Raw genomic sequence first — 19,458 nt, forward strand, 5'->3', positions numbered from 1 at the left:
ACCTGCGGGCCGCCGGGCTCGGGGCCATCGCCGACCTGGGGTTCGTCGGCCTCGACGACAGCGGCTCGGACACCGACCCGGCGGCGAAGAACCTTGTCGGGCTCGGACTGGCCAGCGGAACCCGCTTCTGGACCTATCGCACATGGGTGTTCCGCAAACAGCCCCAAAGCGTCACCGTTCCCAGTACCACGTGCGAACCTCCCACGTCAGTCGCGTCTCCAGCCCTCACGGATGTTCCCGGTTCAGAAACCAGGTGAGCCAGACTGCGAGTGCGGACGTGGTGAGAACGACGAGCAGGAAGCTCAGCAGTTGGACGCGGCGGGCCGCCCTGGTCGCCTCCTTCCTCTCGGCCTCGTGGGCGTGGACACTGGCGAGCAGGAACGCCTTCTCGGAGTTGTTCAGTTCGTCGACCGGTTGTCCGCCGGCAGCGAGGAAGTACTCGCGTGCTACGACGAGGAGCACTCCGCGATAGAGGGCTCCGCCGTCTCTGTCCAGGGCTTCCCAGGTGCTGGCGGCTTCGGTGAGCCGTCGGTGTTCGTGAAGGCGGTCTCGTTCGCTGGTGACCCAGTGGTGCAGCCGCGGCCAGGCCGTGATGAGTGCCTCGTGTGCCAGTTCGACGGTGTCGGCGTCCACGGCCAGCAGTCGTGCCGCGACGAGGCGCTCAAAAACGGCTGTACGGCGTTCGTCGGCGACGAACTCGGAGCGTGAGACGGGGCGACGGGTGTCGGCTCCGTCGTGGGACGGTGAGATCAGCCGGAGCAGCATGGTGCGGGCCAGATCAGCTTCGGTCTCACTCAGGTCGGCGAACACCGCCTCGGCGGTGTGGGCGATGGCGCCGTGTACTCCGTCGATGGCTTCGTACGCGGCCAGGGTGAGGGTCTTGCCCGAGCGGCGTCGCCACACTTCCAGCAACGCGTGCGACATCAGCGGGAGGGACCCGGGTTCGGTTGCCACGTCGGCGAGGATGCGGTCGGTCAGTGTCCGTTCCACGACGAGGCCGGCGGCTGCCGCCGGTTGGGTCACGGCTGCCCGTAATTGTGTGCGGGTCATGGCCGCGGTGAGCAGGTGCGTCTGGTTGATGACGCAGGCGAGGCCGGGGTGGCCGGCGCAGTGGCCGAAGAAGTCGGCTCGTACGGCGATCAGGACCCGGAGGCGGTCGGTTGTGCAGGCGGTCAGAAGCCGATCGATGAGCCGGTTTTGCAGCGAGCGGTCGTCCTGGAGGGTGAAGAGCTCCTCGAACTGGTCGATGATCAGGAGAGTGTCACCGGCCGCGTCCGCGGGCGCCAGGAGAGGGATCAGCGTCGAGTCCGGGTCTGATCCGGGGGTGCAGATGCGGATGACCGCCGGGGCGGGCCCCGGAGCTTCCGGATCGCGCAGGGCAGGGATCAGTCCCGCACGGAGGATCGAAGACTTTCCACTTCCGGAGGCCCCGACCAGGGCCACGAATCGGTGGACGGTGGTCAGCGCACGTAGCTCCTGTACGAGTGTGTCGCGTCCGAAGAACAAGGCCTGGTCGCTGGTCTCGTAGCGCCGCAGGCCCCGATACGGCGAGGTGGCGGTGTCCTGCTCGTCGACGGTCTCGCGAGCGGCTTCCGCCTGGGCGGAGCGCCAGCGGCGTTCCCAGGTGGCGGCCTCACCTCCGCATGCGGTGGCGTATGCCAGAGCGACCTGGAGGCTGGGGAGCCGTCGTCCAGCGGCTGCCTCGGACAGGGTCGGCGCGGAGAAGCCGACCTGCCCGGCCAGTTCGCGGTAGGGCGGGCTACCGGCCGACGAGCGCAGCTGACGCAGCTCGTGCGCAAAGGCCTGGACAGGACCGGAAGCAGGGTCCAGCTTCTTCTCGCGGCGTCCCATACTGCCCTTCCTCTTCTCGCCTCTCAAACGGTGTTTGGCCAGGTCAACGTAGCTGACGACGAAATTGATAGGCGACCCGATCCTGAGCTGACCATCAACATTCTTCTTGGTGGAGTGAGGAGTGTCGTCGGTCCCCGGGAGAAACGAGTCTGGTCATCGGCACCGCACCCGCCCTTCGTCCCGCCACTGCTCCAAGTGCAGCTGCACAGCCGTCAACGCCTGTGCAGCGGCACCCGGCGTCCTCGAGGTCCGGCCGTCGGCATCGGCTGCTGCTCCTACTTCCTGCGGTCACGGTGATGGTGCTGGGCCTGTGGGGTCTCGGCAGGCAGGGCAGCCTGTGGCAGGACGAGGCCGTGACGTACGACATGGCGCACCGCTCGCCCGAGGTGTTGTGGGCGACGCTCGCTGGTGCCGATGCCGTCCACGGCCTTTACTACCTCTTCATGCACGCAGTCTTCGCGTGCTGGGAGGGCGGTGTGATCGCCCTCCGGCTGCCCTCCGTCCTCGCGATGGCGCTGGCCGCGTGGGGAGTGGGCCTCCTGGGACGGTGGCTGGCAGGGCCCATGGCGGGTGCCATGGCCGGCCTAATCTTCGCGCTGTGGCCCACCGTCCAGCGCTACACCCAAGAGGGACGTTCGTACGCGTTGGTGACGGCCGCGGTCGTCTGGGCCACGGTCTGCCTGGTCCGGGCGTTGGTGTCCTCACGGCGACGTTGGTGGGTCGCCTATGCGCTTCTTGCCGCGGCGGCCTGTCTCCTGCACGAGTTCGCGGTGCTGGCGCTGGTGTCACACGGCGTGACAGTGGCGTGGCTGAAAGCGCCACGCCGCAGGGTGCGCGGTTGGGCCATCGCCTGCGGCTGCGTCCTCGTCACCCTCGCGCCACTGGTCTGGGTGAGTCTGGGCCAGACCGGACAGGTTGCCTGGATCGAGGTGAGCCTGGTTGGAGACCTGACCGGCTACCTACTCCTGGCCGTAGTGGGACTCCTGTGCCACATGCTGGTACTGCGCCGGGCCGGCACGGGGCGGGGCAGGCCGCATGCGACGCACCGCGTGACTGCTGACCGGGTGGTCCTGCCGCTCGTCGTCGTTCCTCCCGGGCTGCTTCTCCTGGTCTCGCTCGTCAAGCCGCTCTATGTCGACCGGTACGTGCTGTATTCCGTGGCCGGAGTCTGCGTCCTGGCCGGAGCCGCCTGCACGAGGCTCTGGCAGTCAGTCCGGCAACGGCCAGTCCGTGTGGGACTTGCTGCTGTGACCGGCCTGGCGACCGTGACGCTCCTTGTGCCGGTCGGACTTCATCTGCGCTCCGCGAGCAGTCGCAGTGACGACGCCACCGCCGTCACTGCCGCAGTGAAGGACCTCGGCGCTCCCGGTGACCCCGTGATCTTCGTTCCGCAGAGCCGACGTGTGTGGATGCTCCGCACGCCACCCGCGTCGTTGGGCATGACCGACCTGGCCCTGGCCCGGACCCCCGCAACATCACACACGCTCTTCGGAACCGAACTGGCAGGCGACGTCATCGCGCGTCGCATGTCCGGTTCCGAACGGGTCGTCGTGGTGCGCGACCGGGACCGTGAGGCCTCGGAGTCAAGCGATCAGGACCGTATCAAGCGCGCCGTGCTGGCGTCCGAGTTCACCCCCTGCCACGGACGCACCGTCGGCTCGGCTCGGGTGACTGTCTACGCCCGAGCCGGCTCCTGCTGACCACTCGCAAGCCGCGCTCCTGGGCGTGACCGAAGAAGGGAAAGCTCATCTCTGCAACCGACGTGGCGCCGGAGGAGCGGCAGGCGACGCAGCCTGCCGGGCCAGGGACGACGCGAGTACGGACGTGGGTGGGCAGAGCAGCTCCGTTGCTGATCCCGGCCGCGACAGCTGCGGTGTTGGGCCTGTGGGGGATCAAACGCCAGGGAAGTATGTGGCGTGACGAGTCGGTGACCTACCAGGTGGCGCATCGTTCACTCAGCGACATCGGAAGCTTGTTAGGCAACATCGACGCCGTGCACGGCCTGTACTACCTGATCATGCACGGGGTGTTCGCGCTGTGGGACGGCGGGCTCCTGGTACTCCGGGCACCCTCGGTGATTGCCACGGCCGTGGCCGCAGCCGGCGTCGGGGCCCTGGGTCGGCACCTGAGAGGAACGAGGGCCGGGTTCCTGGCGGGTTCGGCGTACCCGGCCATTCCCATGGTGCAGCACTTCGCCCAAGAGGGCCGGTCGTACGCGCTCGTCTCGGCAACGGTGGTGTGGGCCTGTTACGTCTTCGTGCGCGGCCTCGACAACGGTTCCACCCGTCTCTGGGTCGCCTACGCCAGCCTCGTGGTTGTCGCCGGTTGGCTGCACGAGTTCGCCATACTGGTGCTCGTGGCCCATGCCGCCACCTTGCTTGTTGTCGGCGCCACCCGCCCCGCCAGACGGGTGTGGCTCATCTGCGCTGCTGCCGCGACAGTGGCCATCGTCCCCTTGGGAGTGGTGAGTGTCGGTCAGTCAGACGAACAGCTCGGCTGGCTCGGTGGGCCGACACTCGTCATGTGGTCGCAGTTCTTCGCCGTGTCGGCGGCCGGACTGGCCATGAGTTACTACGGCGCTCGTGGAATCGCTCCCAGGAGTACCTCGCCAACGTCCCGGTTGGCGTTGCCGTCGATGGCGCTACCGCTTCTGGTGCTCCCAGGCGGCCTGCTGCTGACGGTCTCGCTGCTCAAACCCTGCTACGTGGACCGCTACGTCTTGTACAGCATGGCCGGCCTCGCTCTGCTCTTGGGCGGTGCGATGGACGGTCTGCTGAGTTCGGTGTTGTGGCGCTCGACGCGGGTGCGTATCACCGCGTGCTGCCTGGCCGCTGCGAGTCTGGCTGCCCTGCTGCCCTGGGCGCTTCTGATTCGTTCACCGGAGAGCAGGAAGGACGACACGGTCGCGGTCGCCAAGGCGGTTGAGGCCTACGCACATCGTGGGGACGCGGTTCTGTTCATGCCCTCACGACGCCGTGAGTGGCTGCTCTCAGCACCAGCCGTTTATCACAAGATCGATGACCTGGCGCTCGACGTCACCCCAGCGGAATCAGGAACCCTGCAGGGCGAAGAACGAACAGCACCCGCTATCGGCAGCAGGATGCTCAACGAAGACAGGATCATTTCCCTGTCCGATCCCGCCGGTCAGCCGCTGGACCCTTTCCCCGAGGAGGTGGTCAAGCGTCAGGTCCTTAAGGAGCACTTCGAACGTTGCACGCGCAAGAAGGTTCATGGCGCGGAGATTTCAGTCTATGCCCGGCCCGGGCAGTGTGACTGATGCCCAGCAACTCCGGACGTCGCGTTGTCGTTCTGTGGATGGTGGCCGAACCTGACCATCCTCTACGGACAGAGGGGCGACCGGGCAAGTGAGGAAAATAGAGAGTGGAGGCAGCCCGCTGTGCCTTTGGGAGGGAGGAGTGGTCATGCACGCGGATTCCGGGACTATCGTGCTCCTACTTGTGTGGGCGGGACTGGCGACCATTGCGTCTTTCGTCTGGACAGCCCGCCTGATAGGCCGCTACGCCGCATCGGCGCCCGAAGTAAGGGAGTTGGAGCGTGTAGACGCCCGCACTGAGCGGTTCTTCCGTGAACTGAGGCCTGCCGGGTGGCTGCTCGCTTCAGCCTTCCTTGCGATGGCTGCAGCGCTGTCCGTGTGGCTCGCCTTCTGAGGTGAGAGAAGCGACGTCATCCGGTACTTCGTAAAACGGCTCGCACGTTGGATATGTTGATCTCCTTGGCACGCCTCAGTGAATCGAAGTAGCTTCGATGCTCTGCCACGGCCTCCTGTTGGAGCCGAGTCTCCGCCCAGTACAGGACAGTGATCAAGCTGCTGTCGTCTTGGCAATCGACATCAGCTGTGGCCGAGCAGATGACGCGCGTTCGGAGTCGTCTGACCACCACTGCTGATCAGCCATGGCGTCAACGGGCGCCCTGTATCTGAAGCCCCGTTCGGCCATACAGGAACTCCAGGCACGGGACGCCTTCTCCACGTCAGGCTGTTTGCGAGCCTCTTCGAGGATCTCCGCGTTCAGACGCCTGAACAGTTCATTGTTTGCCTTCCCTCCGTTGCGCACCAAGTAGTCGCCCGCCTTCTTTCCGCAACCGCCCTTCTCGTCATAGACCAACTTGAAAGCTTCAGCGCTCAGTGATTTGTCTCGTTCCTGCCGCTGCTCGACAACGTCACGAGACCCCGTCATTCCCGGGGAGGGGTGGTAGCCGAGCTTCTCGGCAACAGCCTTCTCGATCACGCCGTAACGCCGACGATTCTTCGGGTCCGCATCCCTTCCGGGTACTCGATGACCGGCCAGTCGTGCCCCCTCTTCTCAAGGCGCCGACGTGTTAGTTCGTCGCGCGCAGCAGAGTCCCTGTAGGTCTCTTCGAGAGACAGATCGTAGGAATCGAAGGGAAGGACTATCCCGTATACCTCGTCTGTCGGAGGGGGCGCCAGAAGTGCTGCCGTTTGCGGCTCCTCGTGGGCAGAACAGCCCCGGCGAGCAGGGTGAGTAAGAGCAGCGCGGGAAGCGGACGGACACGGCGGTAGCGCACAGTGATTCCCCCTGATGGGCAGACATGCCGAAGGTGGCGGGCGTGAACGCCCGCCACCTTCGGCGACGGATCAGCGGAAGTCGACGCAGCTGGCCCGGTTGTCGAAGTTGTTGTTGCTGAAGTCCGAGTCCACGGAGTGCGGACGCGCGAAGTAGGTGACACCGGAACAGCCGTTGTTCTGGTACAGCACCACGTCGCTGCCGGTCTGGTTCTTCATGGAGCTGGCGCCGTTGTCGACCCGGCTGGACGTGCCGTTCCAGTTGGTGTTGTTCAGGTACCGGTCGTCGCCGCTGAAGTTCTTGCTGCTGCCGCCGTAGTTGTCGTGCTGGAAGAGCCAGAAGTAGCTGGCCTGGGCCCCCGTCTCGCCGGCCGTCGCCGTCTGGGTCACACCCAGCACGGCGCCACCGCACAGGGCCAGCACCCCGAGCGAAGAAGGGATTCTGCGCTTCATGACGTTCCCTCCCGTGGATAGCAAGTGGCAGCCGCACAGCAGGTCAGCGGGTTGTCGAGTGCACGGTCAACGCCGACTCGAACGTTTGTCTTGATGTCGGGGGGTGTGAACCGACTCGTTCCGCAGCTCTTGATGCAGGCGATGAGCAGGTACGTTTACATGGCAAGTGACGCGTGATGTGTCCAACGTGTGTCCAGAAGTGGCTGTTCTGTAAAGCAGTTGGTCTCCTTCGGTCGCAGGTTCAACGTGACCCACGTGAGCTACCTCCGTGGCGGAGGCGAGACACGCCTTGTGGGCTCCCCCACCTGCGGCTTGCGAGCCGAGCGACTGGGCTGTCCGCGCATGCATGCCGAGGCATTGCCACGTTGACCACTTGAACACTCCCCCACCCGCCGCCCCTCGGGCGGGGGCGGGAGGCGGATGGTCTCTCCATGGCAGGGTGAAGGGCGCGCCGAAGGGGTACAGGCGGGACATTCCGTTGGCGACGGACCTGGCCGAGGCCGTGGGCGAGCACGTGGTCCGCTGTGGCACCGCCCGGGCGGTGCCCTCCTTTAGACGATCACCGGAACCCTGGTCACCACTCGGACTACTCGACCGTGTTCTGTAAGGTCATGAAGACCCTGGGTTACGACTGGTCACGTCACTACCTGCGACTTGGTTCGCCTCGACCGCGCTCAGTAGCGGTCTGTCACTCTTGCACATGTCCCGGTGGCCGGGGCACAGGAGCATCAAGGAGACGGCGAACACGTGCGGGCACCTTACGCCGGACGCCACTGGCCGGACGGTCAAGGTGATGGATGTGACGCTGGCCAGCACTGTGCTGACTTGGTGCTGACTGAACAGATATTTCCGCAGGTCAAAGGGGTTATCCATATGTGCGGACGGTATGCGGCGAGTCGTCGACCCGAGGATCTCGCGGGAATCTTTGAAATCGAGAAGTGGGAGCCGGAGGAGACCCTGGAACCCGACTACAACGTGGCCCCCACCAAGGAGGTCTACGCCGTCCTGGACCGTCCACTGAAAGACGTCGAGGACCCGAAGCCGGTTCGCCAGCTGCGCAAGCTGAAGTGGGGACTGGTCCCCTCCTGGTCCAGGACGCCCGAGGGCGGCGCCCGGATGATCAACGCGCGCGCGGAGACCGTCCACGAGAAGCCGTCCTTCCGCCGCGCCTTCGCCACCCGGCGCTGCATCCTGCCCGCCGACGGCTACTACGAGTGGGTCACCGGCAAGCAGGAGCGCGACCTGGAGGTCGAAGGGCGCAGGAAGCGGCCCCGCAAGCAGCCGTACTTCGTGACCCCGGCCGACGGGTCGGTGTTCGCCATGGCGGGGCTGTACGAGTTCTGGCGGGACCGGACGCTTCCGGACGACCACCCGCGGACCTGGTGGGTGACGTGCTCGGTGATCACCACGGAGGCGGAGGCCGCACCGCTCGCGGCCGCCCCGGCCGACGGCCCGCACGCGCTGGCCGACATCCACCCCCGGATGCCGCTGATGCTGACGCCGGACCGCTGGGACGACTGGCTGGACCCGGCGCGCACCGACCCCGACGAGCTGACCTCCCTGCTCACGCCGCCGCCCACCGGGCTGATGCGCGCGTTCCCCGTCTCCACGGCCGTGAGCAGCGTGCGCAACAACGGGCCGGAGCTGCTGAAGGAGCTGGACGGGCCGGAAGAAGGCACACTCTTCTGACATGACGGATGGGACGGCGGATGCGGCAACGGATGACGCGACGGCGGATGCGGCGACGACTGCGACGGACGTGACCGATGTGACGGAGACCGTCGCGACGGACGCCGGCCCCGCCCGCGTCACCTGGCACCCGGCGAAGAGGCCGCGACTCGTCCTGGGCGTGAGCCACGGCGCCGGCGGCGGCATCGAGGCGCGCGACCTGCGGGCGCTGGCGGCCGCGCTGCCCGCGCACGGGGTGAGCGTCGCCCTCGTCGAGCAGCCCTGGCGGGTGGCCGGCAAGAAGCTGGCGCCCGCGCCGAAGACCCTGGACGCCGGCTGGCGGGGCATCTGGCCCGCGCTGGCCGCACCGGGGCTGCCGGTGATCTCCGGCGGACGGAGCGCCGGCGCCCGCGTCGCCTGCCGTACCGCCACCGAACTGGGCGCCCACGCCGTCCTCGCCCTGAGCTTCCCGCTGCACCCGCCGGGCAAGCCCGAGAAGTCCCGCGCCGACGAGCTGCTCGGCGCCGGGGTGCCCACCCTCGTCGTACAGGGCGGCAACGACCCCTTCGGCAGACCGGCGGAGTTCCCCGAGGCCTCCGCGGGGACGTACGACATGGTGGAGGTGCCGTACGGCGACCACGGCTTCGCCGTTCCCAAGCGGGCGGAGACCACGCAGCGGCAGGCCCTGGATCTGATCACCGAGGGCGTCGCGAAGTGGGTCGGCTCACTCGGGTGAACGCCCGGGAATGACCGACGGGCGACCACTGTTGTGGCGGACATACGTTGCTGAGAATCAGCACCGACGCCGTAGGAGAGGAAGTCCGCCGCATGGGTTCAGCCTTCTGCCCCAGTCGCAGTAGCCGGTCCGACCTGGACTGGACAGTGCTGCATGCGGCGAAGACCGCCCCTGTTCGGGCGGCGGGCGGACCGGATCGTCGTCTATCCTCCGATTCGAGCGGGGCCGCATTCGGCTCCGTGACAACACTGGAGGAGGTGGGTCCGGTCACTGGGACCGACGCAGGGACCGAACACGGCCAGGCGGAGCAGCCCGAGGGCCGGGGCACGGGCGCGGAGTCGACCGCGGAGCGCAGCGCGCGCTTCGAGCGGGACGCGCTCGAGTTCCTCGACCAGATGTACTCGGCCGCGCTGCGCATGACACGTAATCCGGCCGACGCCGAGGACCTGGTGCAGGAGACCTACGCCAAGGCGTACGCGTCCTTCCACCAGTTCCGCGAGGGCACCAACCTCAAGGCGTGGCTGTACCGCATCCTCACCAACACCTTCATCAACTCGTACCGCAAGAAGCAGCGCGAACCCCAGCGCAGCGCGGCCGAGGAGATCGAGGACTGGCAGCTCGCGCGCGCCGAGTCGCACATGTCGACGGGTCTGCGCTCCGCGGAGTCGCAGGCGCTCGACCACCTGCCCGACTCGGACGTGAAGCAGGCACTCCAGGCGATCCCCGAGGAGTTCCGCATCGCCGTGTATCTGGCGGATGTGGAGGGCTTTGCCTACAAGGAGATCGCGGACATCATGGGGACACCCATCGGTACGGTGATGTCCCGGCTGCACCGTGGACGCCGTCAGCTGCGCGGCATGCTGGAGGACTACGCCCGTGACCGCGGCCTGGTCCCGGCCGGCGCCGGAGAGTCGAACGAAGCGAAAGGCTCGGGGTCATGAGCTGCGGAGAGCCGCACGAGACGGATTGCAGCGAAATCCTCGATCATCTCTACGAGTTCCTCGACAAAGAGATGCCGGACTCGGACTGCGTGAAGTTCGAGCACCACTTCGAGGAGTGCTCGCCCTGCCTGGAGAAGTACGGGCTGGAGCAGGCCGTGAAGAAGCTGGTCAAGCGGTGTTGCGGACAGGACGACGTGCCGGGTGACCTGCGTTCCAAGGTCATGGGCCGGATCGACCTGATCCGCTCCGGGCAGTCCGTGCCCGAGCACGACGTCACGGTCGCGCCGCCGGCTCCGCAGGAGTCCTGACTCCAGGAGCCGGTCCGAGGCCGGACCACGCACGAGACGGGTCACGTCACTCAGGTCACGTCACTCGTACGTGCTAATTCGCGGGTTATCTGCCCGCGTTCCCCCTGCCGCCGCCCTAGGCTCCGGAGCCTGACAGGCATGGCCGGGGGAGGGGCTCATGGACGCGGTACCGGCGCGGGCGCGTGTGTACGTCGCCGGTGTCGTCCTCGCCGCCCTGGTCTGTCTGCGCCCGCTGCCCGAACTGCACACGCCCTGGTGGGCGGTGCTGCTGCTGGCCGGCCTGTACGCGGGCTCGGAGGTGGTCGCCCGGTCCCGTTCCGTCGGGACCTGCTACCCCGTACTGCTCGCCGGGGCCTTTCTGCTGCCGCCGCCCGCCGCCGCGCTCGTGGCGCTGCCGGGGGCCCTGTTGTCCCCGGTGGCGCAGCGGCCGTTCGGGCTGCGGCGCGTCTGGCGGGCCGCGCAGTTGACGCTCGCCGTGGGGGCCGCCGCGCGGACGCACTGGGAGCTGGGCGGGCGGGACGCCGTCGTCGCGCCCGACTTCCCGTACGCGCTCGTGCCGGCCGGGGCCGCGGTACTGGCGTTCTGCCTGGTGCTGACCCTGCTGGACGGCGGCATCCTGGCGTTCGCCGACCGGGTCCCGGTGGACCGGGCCTGGCGGGGGCTGTTCTCCCGGTCGCTCGCGCCGATCGCCGTGCACGGGCTCGCCGGGCTGATGATGGCCGTCCTGTGGCGCAGCCCGTACGGTCCCGTCGCCGCGCTGCTCGTGCTGCTGCCGATGTGTGTGGCGTGGTGGGCATTCGCCCAGTACCACCGGGAACGGGCCGCGCACCAGGCGACCATCCGCGCGCTGGTGCGGGCCGTCGACATCAAGGACGGCTACACGCGCGGGCACAGCGAGCGCGTCGGCCGGGCCTCGATGATGATCGCCCGTGAGCTGGGCATGGACGACGAGCGCGTCGAGACGCTCCGCTTCGCCGGAATCCTGCACGACGTGGGCAAGCTCGGGGTGCCCACCCGGTTGCTGCGCAAGGACGGGCCGTTGACGCCCGAGGAGCGCCGGGTGATCGAACTGCACCCCGAGTACGGGCACGAGATGGTGCGCGGCATCCGCTTCCTGGGCGAGGCCCGGGCCGCCGTCCTCCACCACCACGAACGACTGGACGGCAGCGGCTACCCCTACGGGCTGGCCGGCGACCGGATCCCGGAATCGGCCCGGGTGGTGGCCGTCGCCGACGCCTTCGACGCGATGACGTCCACGCGCTCGTACCGCCGGGCCCGGCCCGTCGCGGCCGCGGTGGAGGAGCTCCAGCGGTGTGCCGGGGCGCAGTTCGACCCACGGGTGGTCGGGGCGCTGCTCCGCGCCCTGGGACACCACGGCTGGCGCCCGGCGGTGACGGCGGACGGCGCCGCCTCCGTCCAGGCGGGGGCGGCCGCGGGCCGGGGAGAAGAGGCACGCGACAGCGTGGGCAGGGGGGCGCGGTGACGAGAGTCGCAGCAGACGGCCGGACGGCCCTGCTCCGGGCCTCCGGGAGCGCCGCCGGCGGCAGCCCCGGCCGACCGGGTGCCGGCGGTCGTCGCCTTCGGGGGCCGGGCGCCGTGGGTGCGTGGGGGCGGTGGGGCGTTGGTGGTCGGTGCCCGGGGTGCCTGGGGTGCCTGGGTCGGCCGGGTTGCCCGGGTCGTGCGCGTCACCAGGGTCGCCCGGGTGTCGCCGGTCCCCGGAACCCGCCGAGCGTCGCTGGTGGCCGCCCGGGCCGGTCGTCGGCTGCCGGCCGTGCGGCAGGGGCCCGGGGCCGTGTCGGGGGGAGCCCGCCGTGACGTCGTTGCGGCCCTGGTTCAGGTTCCGGTCCTGGGCCCGGGCCCGGTCCCGGTACGAGCCCCCGTTCCGACCCGGGCCTTCGTTCCGGTCCGGGCGCCGATCCCGGTCATGGCCCCGATCCTCGTTCTGGTTCCGGTCCTGGGCCCGGTCCTGGCCCCGCTCCCGGCCCCGGTCCCAGTCCTCGTTCCGGTCCCGGCCCCGGTCCTGGACCTGGTCCCGAGCCCGGGCCCCCCTCGTCCTGGGCCTCGTCCCCGGCTGCGCCGGGCTTCTCGTTCTCTCCTGTCTCGCGTCCGTGCTGTGGTCGGGGCCGGCGGAGCGGCCCGTCGCGCTCGCGTTCGGTGCCCTCGTCGCCCTCGGCGAGCTCACCCGGCGGGCCGGGGCCGAGGTCCGGGAGGCCGCGCCGCTCGCTGCCGCCGGGGCACTGGCGTACGCGCTGCTCGGGGACGTCGCCGGGCGGCCCACGCACCACGGCGTCGCCCAGACCGTCACCGTCGTTCTCGCCGCCTCGCTGCTCGGCAGCGTGCCCTACGTCGCCCGGGGCGGCGGGCCGGTGCTGGAACACCTGGCGCGGCGCCTGCTCACCGTCGCCTTCGCCGCCGTGTGCTTCCAGCCCCTGTCCAACCAGGGCGTCTTCCGCGACTGGAGCGGCCCGGCGTACGCGCTGCTGCTGATCGCGCTGCTCGCCCTGACCACACTGTGCGACGCCGTGCTCGCCGCGGCACCCGAACACGCGCGCACCGGATGGCCCTTCGGCCCGCTGCTGCGCGAGGAACTGCGCGGCATGGTCGGGATCACGTCCGCGGTGTGCGCGACCGGCGCGGTGATGGCGCTCGCGGTGGCCGTCGCGGGACTGTGGGCGCTCCCCGTCTTCTGCGTGCCGCTGTTGCTCACCCAGCTGTCCTACCGGCGTTACACGGCCGTGCGGGCCACCTACCGGCAGACCATCGCCTCCCTGGCCCGGGCCACCGAGATCGCCGGGTACACCCCGGCCGGTCACGCCCGCCGCGTCGCCGAACTCAGCGGCGCCGTCGGGCGGGACCTCGGGCTGTCCGCGGCCGAGCTGAGCGTGCTGGAGTACGCGGCCCTCATGCACGACATCGGACAGCTGAGCCTGGTCGACCCGGTCCCGGACGGGGCCACCGCCGCCCTGCCCGCCGCCGAGCAGCGGCGGATCGCGCTCCTCGGCGGGGCCGTCGTCCGCCAGACCGGGGTCGACGCGGCCGTCGCCGTGGTGGTGGAGCGGCAGGCCGACCCCTGCCGGGAGCAGCCGGTCGCCGCGCGGATCGTACGGGCCGTGAACGCCTACGAGGAGAAGGCGCGGGACGCCGGACCCGGCGGCGGCCTCACGGCGCTGGAGCAGCTGCGTCTGGCCACCGCGGGCGACTACGCTCCCGACGTCGTGGAAGCACTGGCCCGAGTGCTTTCCCGCGGCAGTCTTACCACGCCCGCGGCTGGGTAACCCATGGGTAATGAGCGCCCCTCCAGGCGTACGTGGTTGGATGCGAAGGAGAAGGTGTCCGGGGGCGCGGGAAGGCACAGCCAGCCCACAGAACGGAACTGGCAGGCGGGAATCGTGAGGATCTTCGGCAAGGGACGGCACCGGCCCTCCGCCTCCTGGCGGCAGGCCACCGACCGTGCGTTCACGCTGATCGGCGACGGTCGCTACGAGGACGCGGGCGCGCTGCTGACGCGCGCCGCCGACCTGGAACCCTGGCTGTCGGAGTCATGGTTCAACCTCGCCCTGCTGCACAAGTTCCGGCACGACTGGGAGCAGGCCAGAGCGGCGGGACTGAGGGCGGTCGCGCTGCTCGACCGGGACATCGGCGCACCCGACTGGTGGAACGTCGGCATCGCCGCGACCGCCCTGCAGGACTGGCCGCTGGCCCGCAGGGCCTGGCAGGCCTACGGACTGCGCACCCCGGGAGAGCCGACGGACGCCGGTGAGCCGCTCGGCATGGACCTCGGCAGCGCGGCCGTACGGCTGTCCCCGGAGGGGGAGGCCGAGGTCGTGTGGGGGCGGCGGCTGGACCCCGCCCGCATCGAGGTGCTGTCCATCCCGCTGCCGTCCTCCGGCCGGCGCTGGGGCGAGGTGGTCCTGCACGACGGGGTGCCGCACGGAGAGCGGACCACCACCGCCGGGCACGCCTACCCCGTCTTCGACGAGATCGAGCTGTGGGCGCCGTCGCCCGTGCCCACCTGGGTGGTCCTCCTGGAGGCCGCCACCGAGTCCGACCGGGACGCCCTGGAGCAGCTCGCCGCCGACGCCGGGTTCGCCGCCGAGGACTGGTCGTCGTCGGTCCGGCTGCTGTGCCGGATGTGCTCGGAGTCACGGATGCCGTCCGACGAGGGCGAGGGCGAGCACCTCGACCCGCACGACCACAGCGAACCGGGGCACCCGGGGCCGCTGGGCCACCGCACCGACGGGCAGCTGTGGGTGCCGGAGCGGGAGTGCGGGGTGGCCGCGCCGGCCGCGCTGGTGAAGGGGCTGCTGGACGGGTGGGTCGCCGACAGTCCCGACTCCCGGGACTGGCGGGACCTGGAAGAGGTCTGCTGAGCGGCCCCGTAGTCTTGACCGGGACCTCCGCGGCAGCGGTCGCCAAGCACCACCCCCAGTCGCATCACCCCTTAGTTGTTCGAGGAAGGCATACGTCGGTCATGGCCCAGCAGGACACCGATCAGCAGCACGCGGGCGTGCTCCCCGTGGACGACGAGGGGTTCGTCGTCGACACCGAGGACTGCGAGGAGCGCGAGGCGTCCTGGCGTGAACGCGGCACCTCGCGTCCGATCACGGTGGTCGGCAACCCGGTGCTGCACAAGGAGTGCGAGGACGTCACCGACTTCGGCGAGGAGTTCCAGCAGCTGGTCGCGGACATGTTCGCCAGCCAGCGCACCGCCGAGGGCGTGGGTCTGGCCGCCAACCAGATCGGTGTCGGCAAGAAGGTCTTCGTCTACGACTGTCCCGACGACGAGGGCGTCCGCCACGTCGGCGTGGTCTGCAACCCGGTCCTCGTCGAGCTGCCCGCCGACCGGCGCAGCCTGGACGACAGCAACGAGGGCTGCCTGTCCGTGCCGACCGCCTACGCGCCGCTCGCCCGCCCCGACTACGCCGAGGTGACCGGGCGGGACGAGAAGGGCAACCCGGTCAGGGTGCGCGGCACCGGCTACTTCGCACGGTGTTTGCAGCACGAGACGGACCACCTGTACGGGTACCTCTACATCGACCGGCTCTCCAAGCGCGAACGCAAGGAGGCGCTGCGGCAGATGGCCGAGAACGAGCCGCGCTACCCCGTGGTCGCGAACGACTGACACCGCGGCACCGGTCACACAACCACCGCGCGTACGGCGCCCGTTCGGGTCTCACCCGAGCGGGCGCCGTTCGTCTGTCCGTCACGCGTTCGATCCCCTCCGCTCGCCAGAAGATCCGAAACCTGCCACACACCAGGAGAATTCCGGCACCGAGGGGTGGCGAATGAAGCAAATCCGTTCCCAGAACGGTCAGTTGTGGTGCTGAATAGGAAGCGCGGGGATACGCAACGGCGCACGCCCCGTTCGGCGAGAGGGGTGCGCCACCGGCGGCTGAGAGGGGTTTGTTCGTGCATGCTTTCTCACACGGCACCACAGCGACACCGACCGCGATCGCAGTGCCGCCATCACTGCGCCTTCCGGTGATCGAGGCGGCATTTCCTCGGCAACTGCACCCGTATTGGCCGAAGCTCCAGGAGACAACCCGTACCTGGCTGCTGGAAAAACGGCTCATGCCGGCGGACAAGGTCGAGGAATATGCCGATGGCCTGTGCTACACGGACCTCATGGCGGGGTACTACCTGGGCGCTCCCGACGAGGTCATGCAGGCGATAGCGGACTACAGCGCGTGGTTCTTCGTCTGGGACGACCGGCACGACCGGGACATCGTCCACGGCCGTCCGACCGCCTGGCGACGACTGCGGGACCAGCTGCACACGGCACTCGACTCACCGGAGGACCATCTGCACCACGAGGACACGCTGGTCGCCGGGTTCGCCGACAGCGTGCGGAGGCTGTACGCGTTCCTGTCGCCGCCGGCGACCTGGAACACCCGGTTCGCCCGGCACTTCCACGCGGTGATCGAGGCGTACGACCGCGAATTCCACAACCGGACCCGCGGCATCGTGCCCGGCGTGGAGGAGTACCTCGAGCTGCGCCGGCTCACGTTCGCCCACTGGATCTGGACCGACCTGCTGGAGCCGAGCGCGGGCTGTGAACTCCCGGACGCCGTCCGAAAGCATCCGGCATATCGGCGGGCGGCACTGCTGAGCCAGGAATTCGCCGCCTGGTACAACGACCTCTGCTCACTTCCGAAGGAAATAGCGGGAGACGAGGTCCACAATCTCGGAATCAGTCTCATCACCCATCACGGGCTGACCCTGGAAGAAGCAATCACAGAAGTCCGTCGACGCGTCGAGGAGTGCATCACCGAATTCCTCGACGTGGAACAGGACGCGTTACGGTTCGCCGACGAACTCGACGACGGCACCGTGCGCGGAAAGGAACTGAGCGGCGCCGTACGGGCCAACGTCGGCAATATGCGGAACTGGTTCAGTTCCGTCTACTGGTTCCACCACGAGTCCGGCCGGTACATGGTCGACAGCTGGGACGACCGGTCCACGCCCCCGTACGTCAACAACGAAGCGGCAGGTGAGAAATGACCGTCGAGTCCGTCAATCCCGAGACCCGGACCGAAGAGACACCGGAGCTGCGTGAGCCGCCCGTGGCGGGTGGTGGTGTCCCGCTTCTCGGCCACGGCTGGAAGCTGGCCCGCGACCCGCTGGCCTACATGTCCCAGCTGCGCGACCACGGCGACATCGTGCGCATCAAGCTGGGCCCGAAGACCGTGTACGCGGTCACCTCCCCCGAGCTCACCGGTGCCCTGGCCCTGAGCCCCGACTACCACATAGCCGGTCCGCTGTGGGAGTCGCTGGAGGGCCTGCTCGGCAAGGAGGGCGTGGCGACCGCCAACGGCCCGCTCCACCGCCGCCAGCGACGCACCATCCAGCCGGCGTTCAAGCTCGACGCGATCCCCGCCTACGGGCCGATCATGGAGGAGGAGGCGCACGCGCTCGCCGAGCGCTGGCAGTCCGGGCGGACCGTCGACGCCACCTCCGAGTCCTTCCGCGTCGCCGTGCGCGTCGCGGCCCGCTGCCTGCTGCGCGGCCAGTACATGGACGAGCGGGCCGAGCGGCTGTGCGTGGCGCTCGCCACCGTCTTCCGGGGCATGTACCGGCGGATGGTGGTCCCGCTGGGCCCGCTCTACCGGCTGCCGCTGCCGGCCAACCGCGAATTCAACAACGCGCTGGCCGATTTGCACCTCCTGGTCGACGAGATCATCGCCGAGCGCCGCGCATCCGGTCAAAAGCCGGACGATTTGCTGACGGCATTGCTGGAGGCGAAGGACGACAATGGCGACCCGATCGGGGAACAGGAGATCCACGACCAGGTGGTCGCGATACTCACCCCCGGCAGTGAAACCATCGCCTCCACGATCATGTGGTTGCTGCAGGCACTTGCCGAGCATCCGGTACATGCCGACCGCATACGCGACGAAGTCGAAGCGGTCACCGGCGGACGCCCCGTGGCATTCGAGGATGTCCGGAGGCTCACGCACACCGGCAATGTCATCGTGGAGGCCATGCGTTTGCGTCCCGCCGTATGGGTATTGACGCGGCGAGCGGTGGTCGAGACCGAACTCGGTGGCTATCGCATTCCGGCCGGGTCGGACATCATCTACAGCCCGTACGCAATCCAGCGCGATCCGAAGTCGTACGACGGCAACCTGGAGTTCGACCCGGACCGCTGGCTGCCGGAACGCGCGGCGAAGGTGCCGAAATACGCCATGAAGCCGTTCAGCGCGGGCAAGCGGAAGTGCCCCAGTGACCACTTCTCCATGGCGCAGCTGACGCTGATCACGGCGGCGCTGGCCACGAAGTACCGCTTCGAGCAGGTGGCCGGCTCGAACGACGCGGTCCGCGTGGGCATCACGCTCCGTCCGCACGACCTGCTGGTCAGGCCTGTGGCGCGATGACCCGTGGCACGGGCGAGCGGCGCGGTCACCCGGCTCGGGCGACGGCCTCCGGGCCGCGGAAGGTGCGCCGGTAGGCGTGCGGAGTGGTGCCCAGGGCCCTGACGAACTGGTGCCGCAGGGCCGCCGCCGTGCCGAAGCCGGTGCGCCACGCGATCGCGTCCATCGTCTCGTCCGTCGCCTCCAGCAGCCGCTGGGCCAGCAGTACACGCTGGCGCAGGATCCAGCGGTAGGGAGTCGTCCCCGTCTCCTGCTGGAAGCGGCGGGCGAAGGTGCGCGGGGACATGTGCGCCCGCGCCGCGAGCTGCTCGACGGTGACCTCCTCGTCGAGGTGCTGTTCCATCCAGGCCAGCACCTCGCCGACCGTGTCGCAGGAGGAGCGCGGCAGCGGCCGCTCGATGTACTGGGCCTGACCGCCGTCCCGGTGCGGCGGCACGACCATGCGCCGGGCGATCCGGTTGGCGACGTCCGTGCCCTGCTCCTTGCGGACGATGTGCAGACAGGCGTCGATGCCGGCGGCGGTGCCGGCGCTGGTGATCACCGGGTCCTCGTCCACGTACAGCACGTCGGGTGTCACGGCCACCCGCGGGTACTGCCGGGCCAGCTCGGCCGCGTGGCGCCAGTGCACCGCGCACCGCCGTCCGTCCAGCAGCCCGGCGGCGCCCAGCACGAACACCCCGGAGCACACGCTCAGCACCCGCGCGCCGCGGTCCACCGCCCGTCGCAGGGCGTCCAGCAGCTCGGGCGGGTACTCCCGGCGGGCGTAGTCGCTCCCCGCCGGCACGGCGATCAGGTCGGCGTCCTCCAGCCGGTCCGGCCCGTACGGCGTGGAGACGGAGAGGCCGCCGACATGGGTGCTCAGCTCAGGGCCCTCCGCCGACACCACCGCGAAGTCGTACCGCGGCAGGCCCTCGTCGCTCCGGTCGATGCCGAAGACCTCGCAGAGCACGCCGAGTTCGAAGGGATGCGCGCCGTCCAGCAGGACGGCGGCCACGTTCCGCAGCATGCCGCCAGTGTGCCCCGGAAGTGGCAGGAAATCGAGGCCCTACGGCAGTCCTGCCACTCCCGGTAAGGAGTGACCGGCGCG

The 19,458-nt window shown here is 69.3% G+C and carries 17 protein-coding genes; 13 read left to right on the forward strand and 4 right to left on the reverse strand.

The window, feature by feature from the left end; all coding sequences use genetic code 11:
* Positions 1–225: 225 nt before the first annotated feature.
* The gene (locus ACH4NX_RS12480; protein ID WP_398128862.1) at positions 226–1,851 is read right to left on the reverse strand and encodes a helix-turn-helix domain-containing protein; all 1,626 of its coding nucleotides are present in this window, start codon (positions 1,849–1,851) and stop codon (positions 226–228) included.
* 296 nt (positions 1,852–2,147) lie between these two features.
* Between ACH4NX_RS12480 and ACH4NX_RS12485 the strand changes: the two genes are divergently transcribed.
* The 3 genes from ACH4NX_RS12485 (at position 2,148) to ACH4NX_RS12495 (ending at position 5,519) form a co-directional block, all read left to right on the forward strand.
* Positions 2,148–3,551: a glycosyltransferase family 39 protein gene (locus ACH4NX_RS12485; protein ID WP_398128861.1), complete on the forward strand. Its 1,404-nt coding sequence runs from the start codon at positions 2,148–2,150 to the stop codon at positions 3,549–3,551.
* 146 nt (positions 3,552–3,697) lie between these two features.
* Positions 3,698–5,128, forward strand: a complete 1,431-nt coding sequence (locus ACH4NX_RS12490) for a glycosyltransferase family 39 protein (protein WP_398128860.1) — start codon at positions 3,698–3,700, stop codon at positions 5,126–5,128.
* 145 nt (positions 5,129–5,273) lie between these two features.
* A complete protein-coding gene (locus tag ACH4NX_RS12495) occupies positions 5,274–5,519 on the forward strand; it encodes a hypothetical protein (RefSeq protein WP_398128859.1) in 246 nt (81 codons plus the stop codon).
* 153 nt (positions 5,520–5,672) lie between these two features.
* Here ACH4NX_RS12495 and ACH4NX_RS12500 read toward each other — a convergent pair whose 3' ends face one another.
* Together ACH4NX_RS12500 and ACH4NX_RS12505 are read right to left on the reverse strand one after the other, a co-directional pair.
* Positions 5,673–6,098 (reverse strand): hypothetical protein, encoded by a 426-nt coding sequence (locus tag ACH4NX_RS12500; RefSeq protein WP_398128858.1) that lies wholly within the window; start codon positions 6,096–6,098, stop codon positions 5,673–5,675.
* 368 nt (positions 6,099–6,466) lie between these two features.
* On the reverse strand, positions 6,467–6,847 hold the full coding sequence (locus tag ACH4NX_RS12505; RefSeq protein ID WP_398128857.1) for a peptidase inhibitor family I36 protein: 381 nt from the start codon (positions 6,845–6,847) through the stop codon (positions 6,467–6,469).
* 873 nt (positions 6,848–7,720) lie between these two features.
* Here ACH4NX_RS12505 and ACH4NX_RS12510 point away from each other — a divergent pair.
* The 10 genes from ACH4NX_RS12510 (at position 7,721) to ACH4NX_RS12555 (ending at position 18,374) form a co-directional block, all read left to right on the forward strand.
* On the forward strand, positions 7,721–8,536 hold the full coding sequence (locus tag ACH4NX_RS12510) for an SOS response-associated peptidase (protein ID WP_351390533.1): 816 nt from the start codon (positions 7,721–7,723) through the stop codon (positions 8,534–8,536).
* Between the two features lie 79 nt (positions 8,537–8,615).
* Positions 8,616–9,251, forward strand: coding sequence for an alpha/beta family hydrolase (locus ACH4NX_RS12515; protein ID WP_351390720.1), 636 nt, complete (start codon positions 8,616–8,618; stop codon positions 9,249–9,251).
* Between the two features lie 257 nt (positions 9,252–9,508).
* The gene (gene sigR, locus ACH4NX_RS12520; RefSeq protein WP_003973756.1) at positions 9,509–10,192 is read left to right on the forward strand and encodes an RNA polymerase sigma factor SigR; all 684 of its coding nucleotides are present in this window, start codon (positions 9,509–9,511) and stop codon (positions 10,190–10,192) included.
* Positions 10,189–10,500 (forward strand): mycothiol system anti-sigma-R factor, encoded by a 312-nt coding sequence (gene rsrA, locus ACH4NX_RS12525; protein ID WP_351390530.1) that lies wholly within the window; start codon positions 10,189–10,191, stop codon positions 10,498–10,500. Before sigR ends, rsrA begins: the two co-directional genes overlap by 4 nt.
* Positions 10,501–10,657: 157 nt before the next feature.
* Complete coding sequence (locus tag ACH4NX_RS12530) at positions 10,658–11,983, forward strand: HD-GYP domain-containing protein (RefSeq protein ID WP_351390528.1); 1,326 nt, start codon at positions 10,658–10,660, stop codon at positions 11,981–11,983.
* Between the two features lie 571 nt (positions 11,984–12,554).
* A complete protein-coding gene (locus tag ACH4NX_RS12535; RefSeq protein WP_398128886.1) occupies positions 12,555–13,775 on the forward strand; it encodes an HD-GYP domain-containing protein in 1,221 nt (406 codons plus the stop codon).
* A gap of 114 nt (positions 13,776–13,889) precedes the next feature.
* Positions 13,890–14,870 carry a hypothetical protein gene (locus ACH4NX_RS12540; protein ID WP_351390525.1) on the forward strand — a complete coding sequence of 327 codons (981 nt, stop codon included), beginning with the start codon at positions 13,890–13,892 and terminating at the stop codon, positions 14,868–14,870.
* Positions 14,871–14,971: 101 nt separating this feature from the next.
* Positions 14,972–15,622, forward strand: a complete 651-nt coding sequence (def, locus tag ACH4NX_RS12545; protein ID WP_351390523.1) for a peptide deformylase — start codon at positions 14,972–14,974, stop codon at positions 15,620–15,622.
* Positions 15,623–15,909: 287 nt separating this feature from the next.
* On the forward strand, positions 15,910–17,001 hold the full coding sequence (cyc1, locus tag ACH4NX_RS12550; protein ID WP_398128856.1) for an epi-isozizaene synthase: 1,092 nt from the start codon (positions 15,910–15,912) through the stop codon (positions 16,999–17,001).
* A complete protein-coding gene (locus ACH4NX_RS12555; RefSeq protein ID WP_351390517.1) occupies positions 16,998–18,374 on the forward strand; it encodes a cytochrome P450 in 1,377 nt (458 codons plus the stop codon). The genes cyc1 and ACH4NX_RS12555 overlap by 4 nt, the downstream gene beginning before the upstream one ends.
* 25 nt (positions 18,375–18,399) lie before the next feature.
* Here ACH4NX_RS12555 and ACH4NX_RS12560 read toward each other — a convergent pair whose 3' ends face one another.
* Complete coding sequence (locus tag ACH4NX_RS12560; RefSeq protein WP_351390515.1) at positions 18,400–19,377, reverse strand: helix-turn-helix domain-containing protein; 978 nt, start codon at positions 19,375–19,377, stop codon at positions 18,400–18,402.
* Positions 19,378–19,458 lie beyond the last annotated feature (81 nt).

The organism is Streptomyces sp. NPDC017225 (assembly GCF_044331465.1).
In the GTDB taxonomy this organism is placed as follows: Bacteria; Actinomycetota; Actinomycetes; order Streptomycetales; family Streptomycetaceae; genus Streptomyces.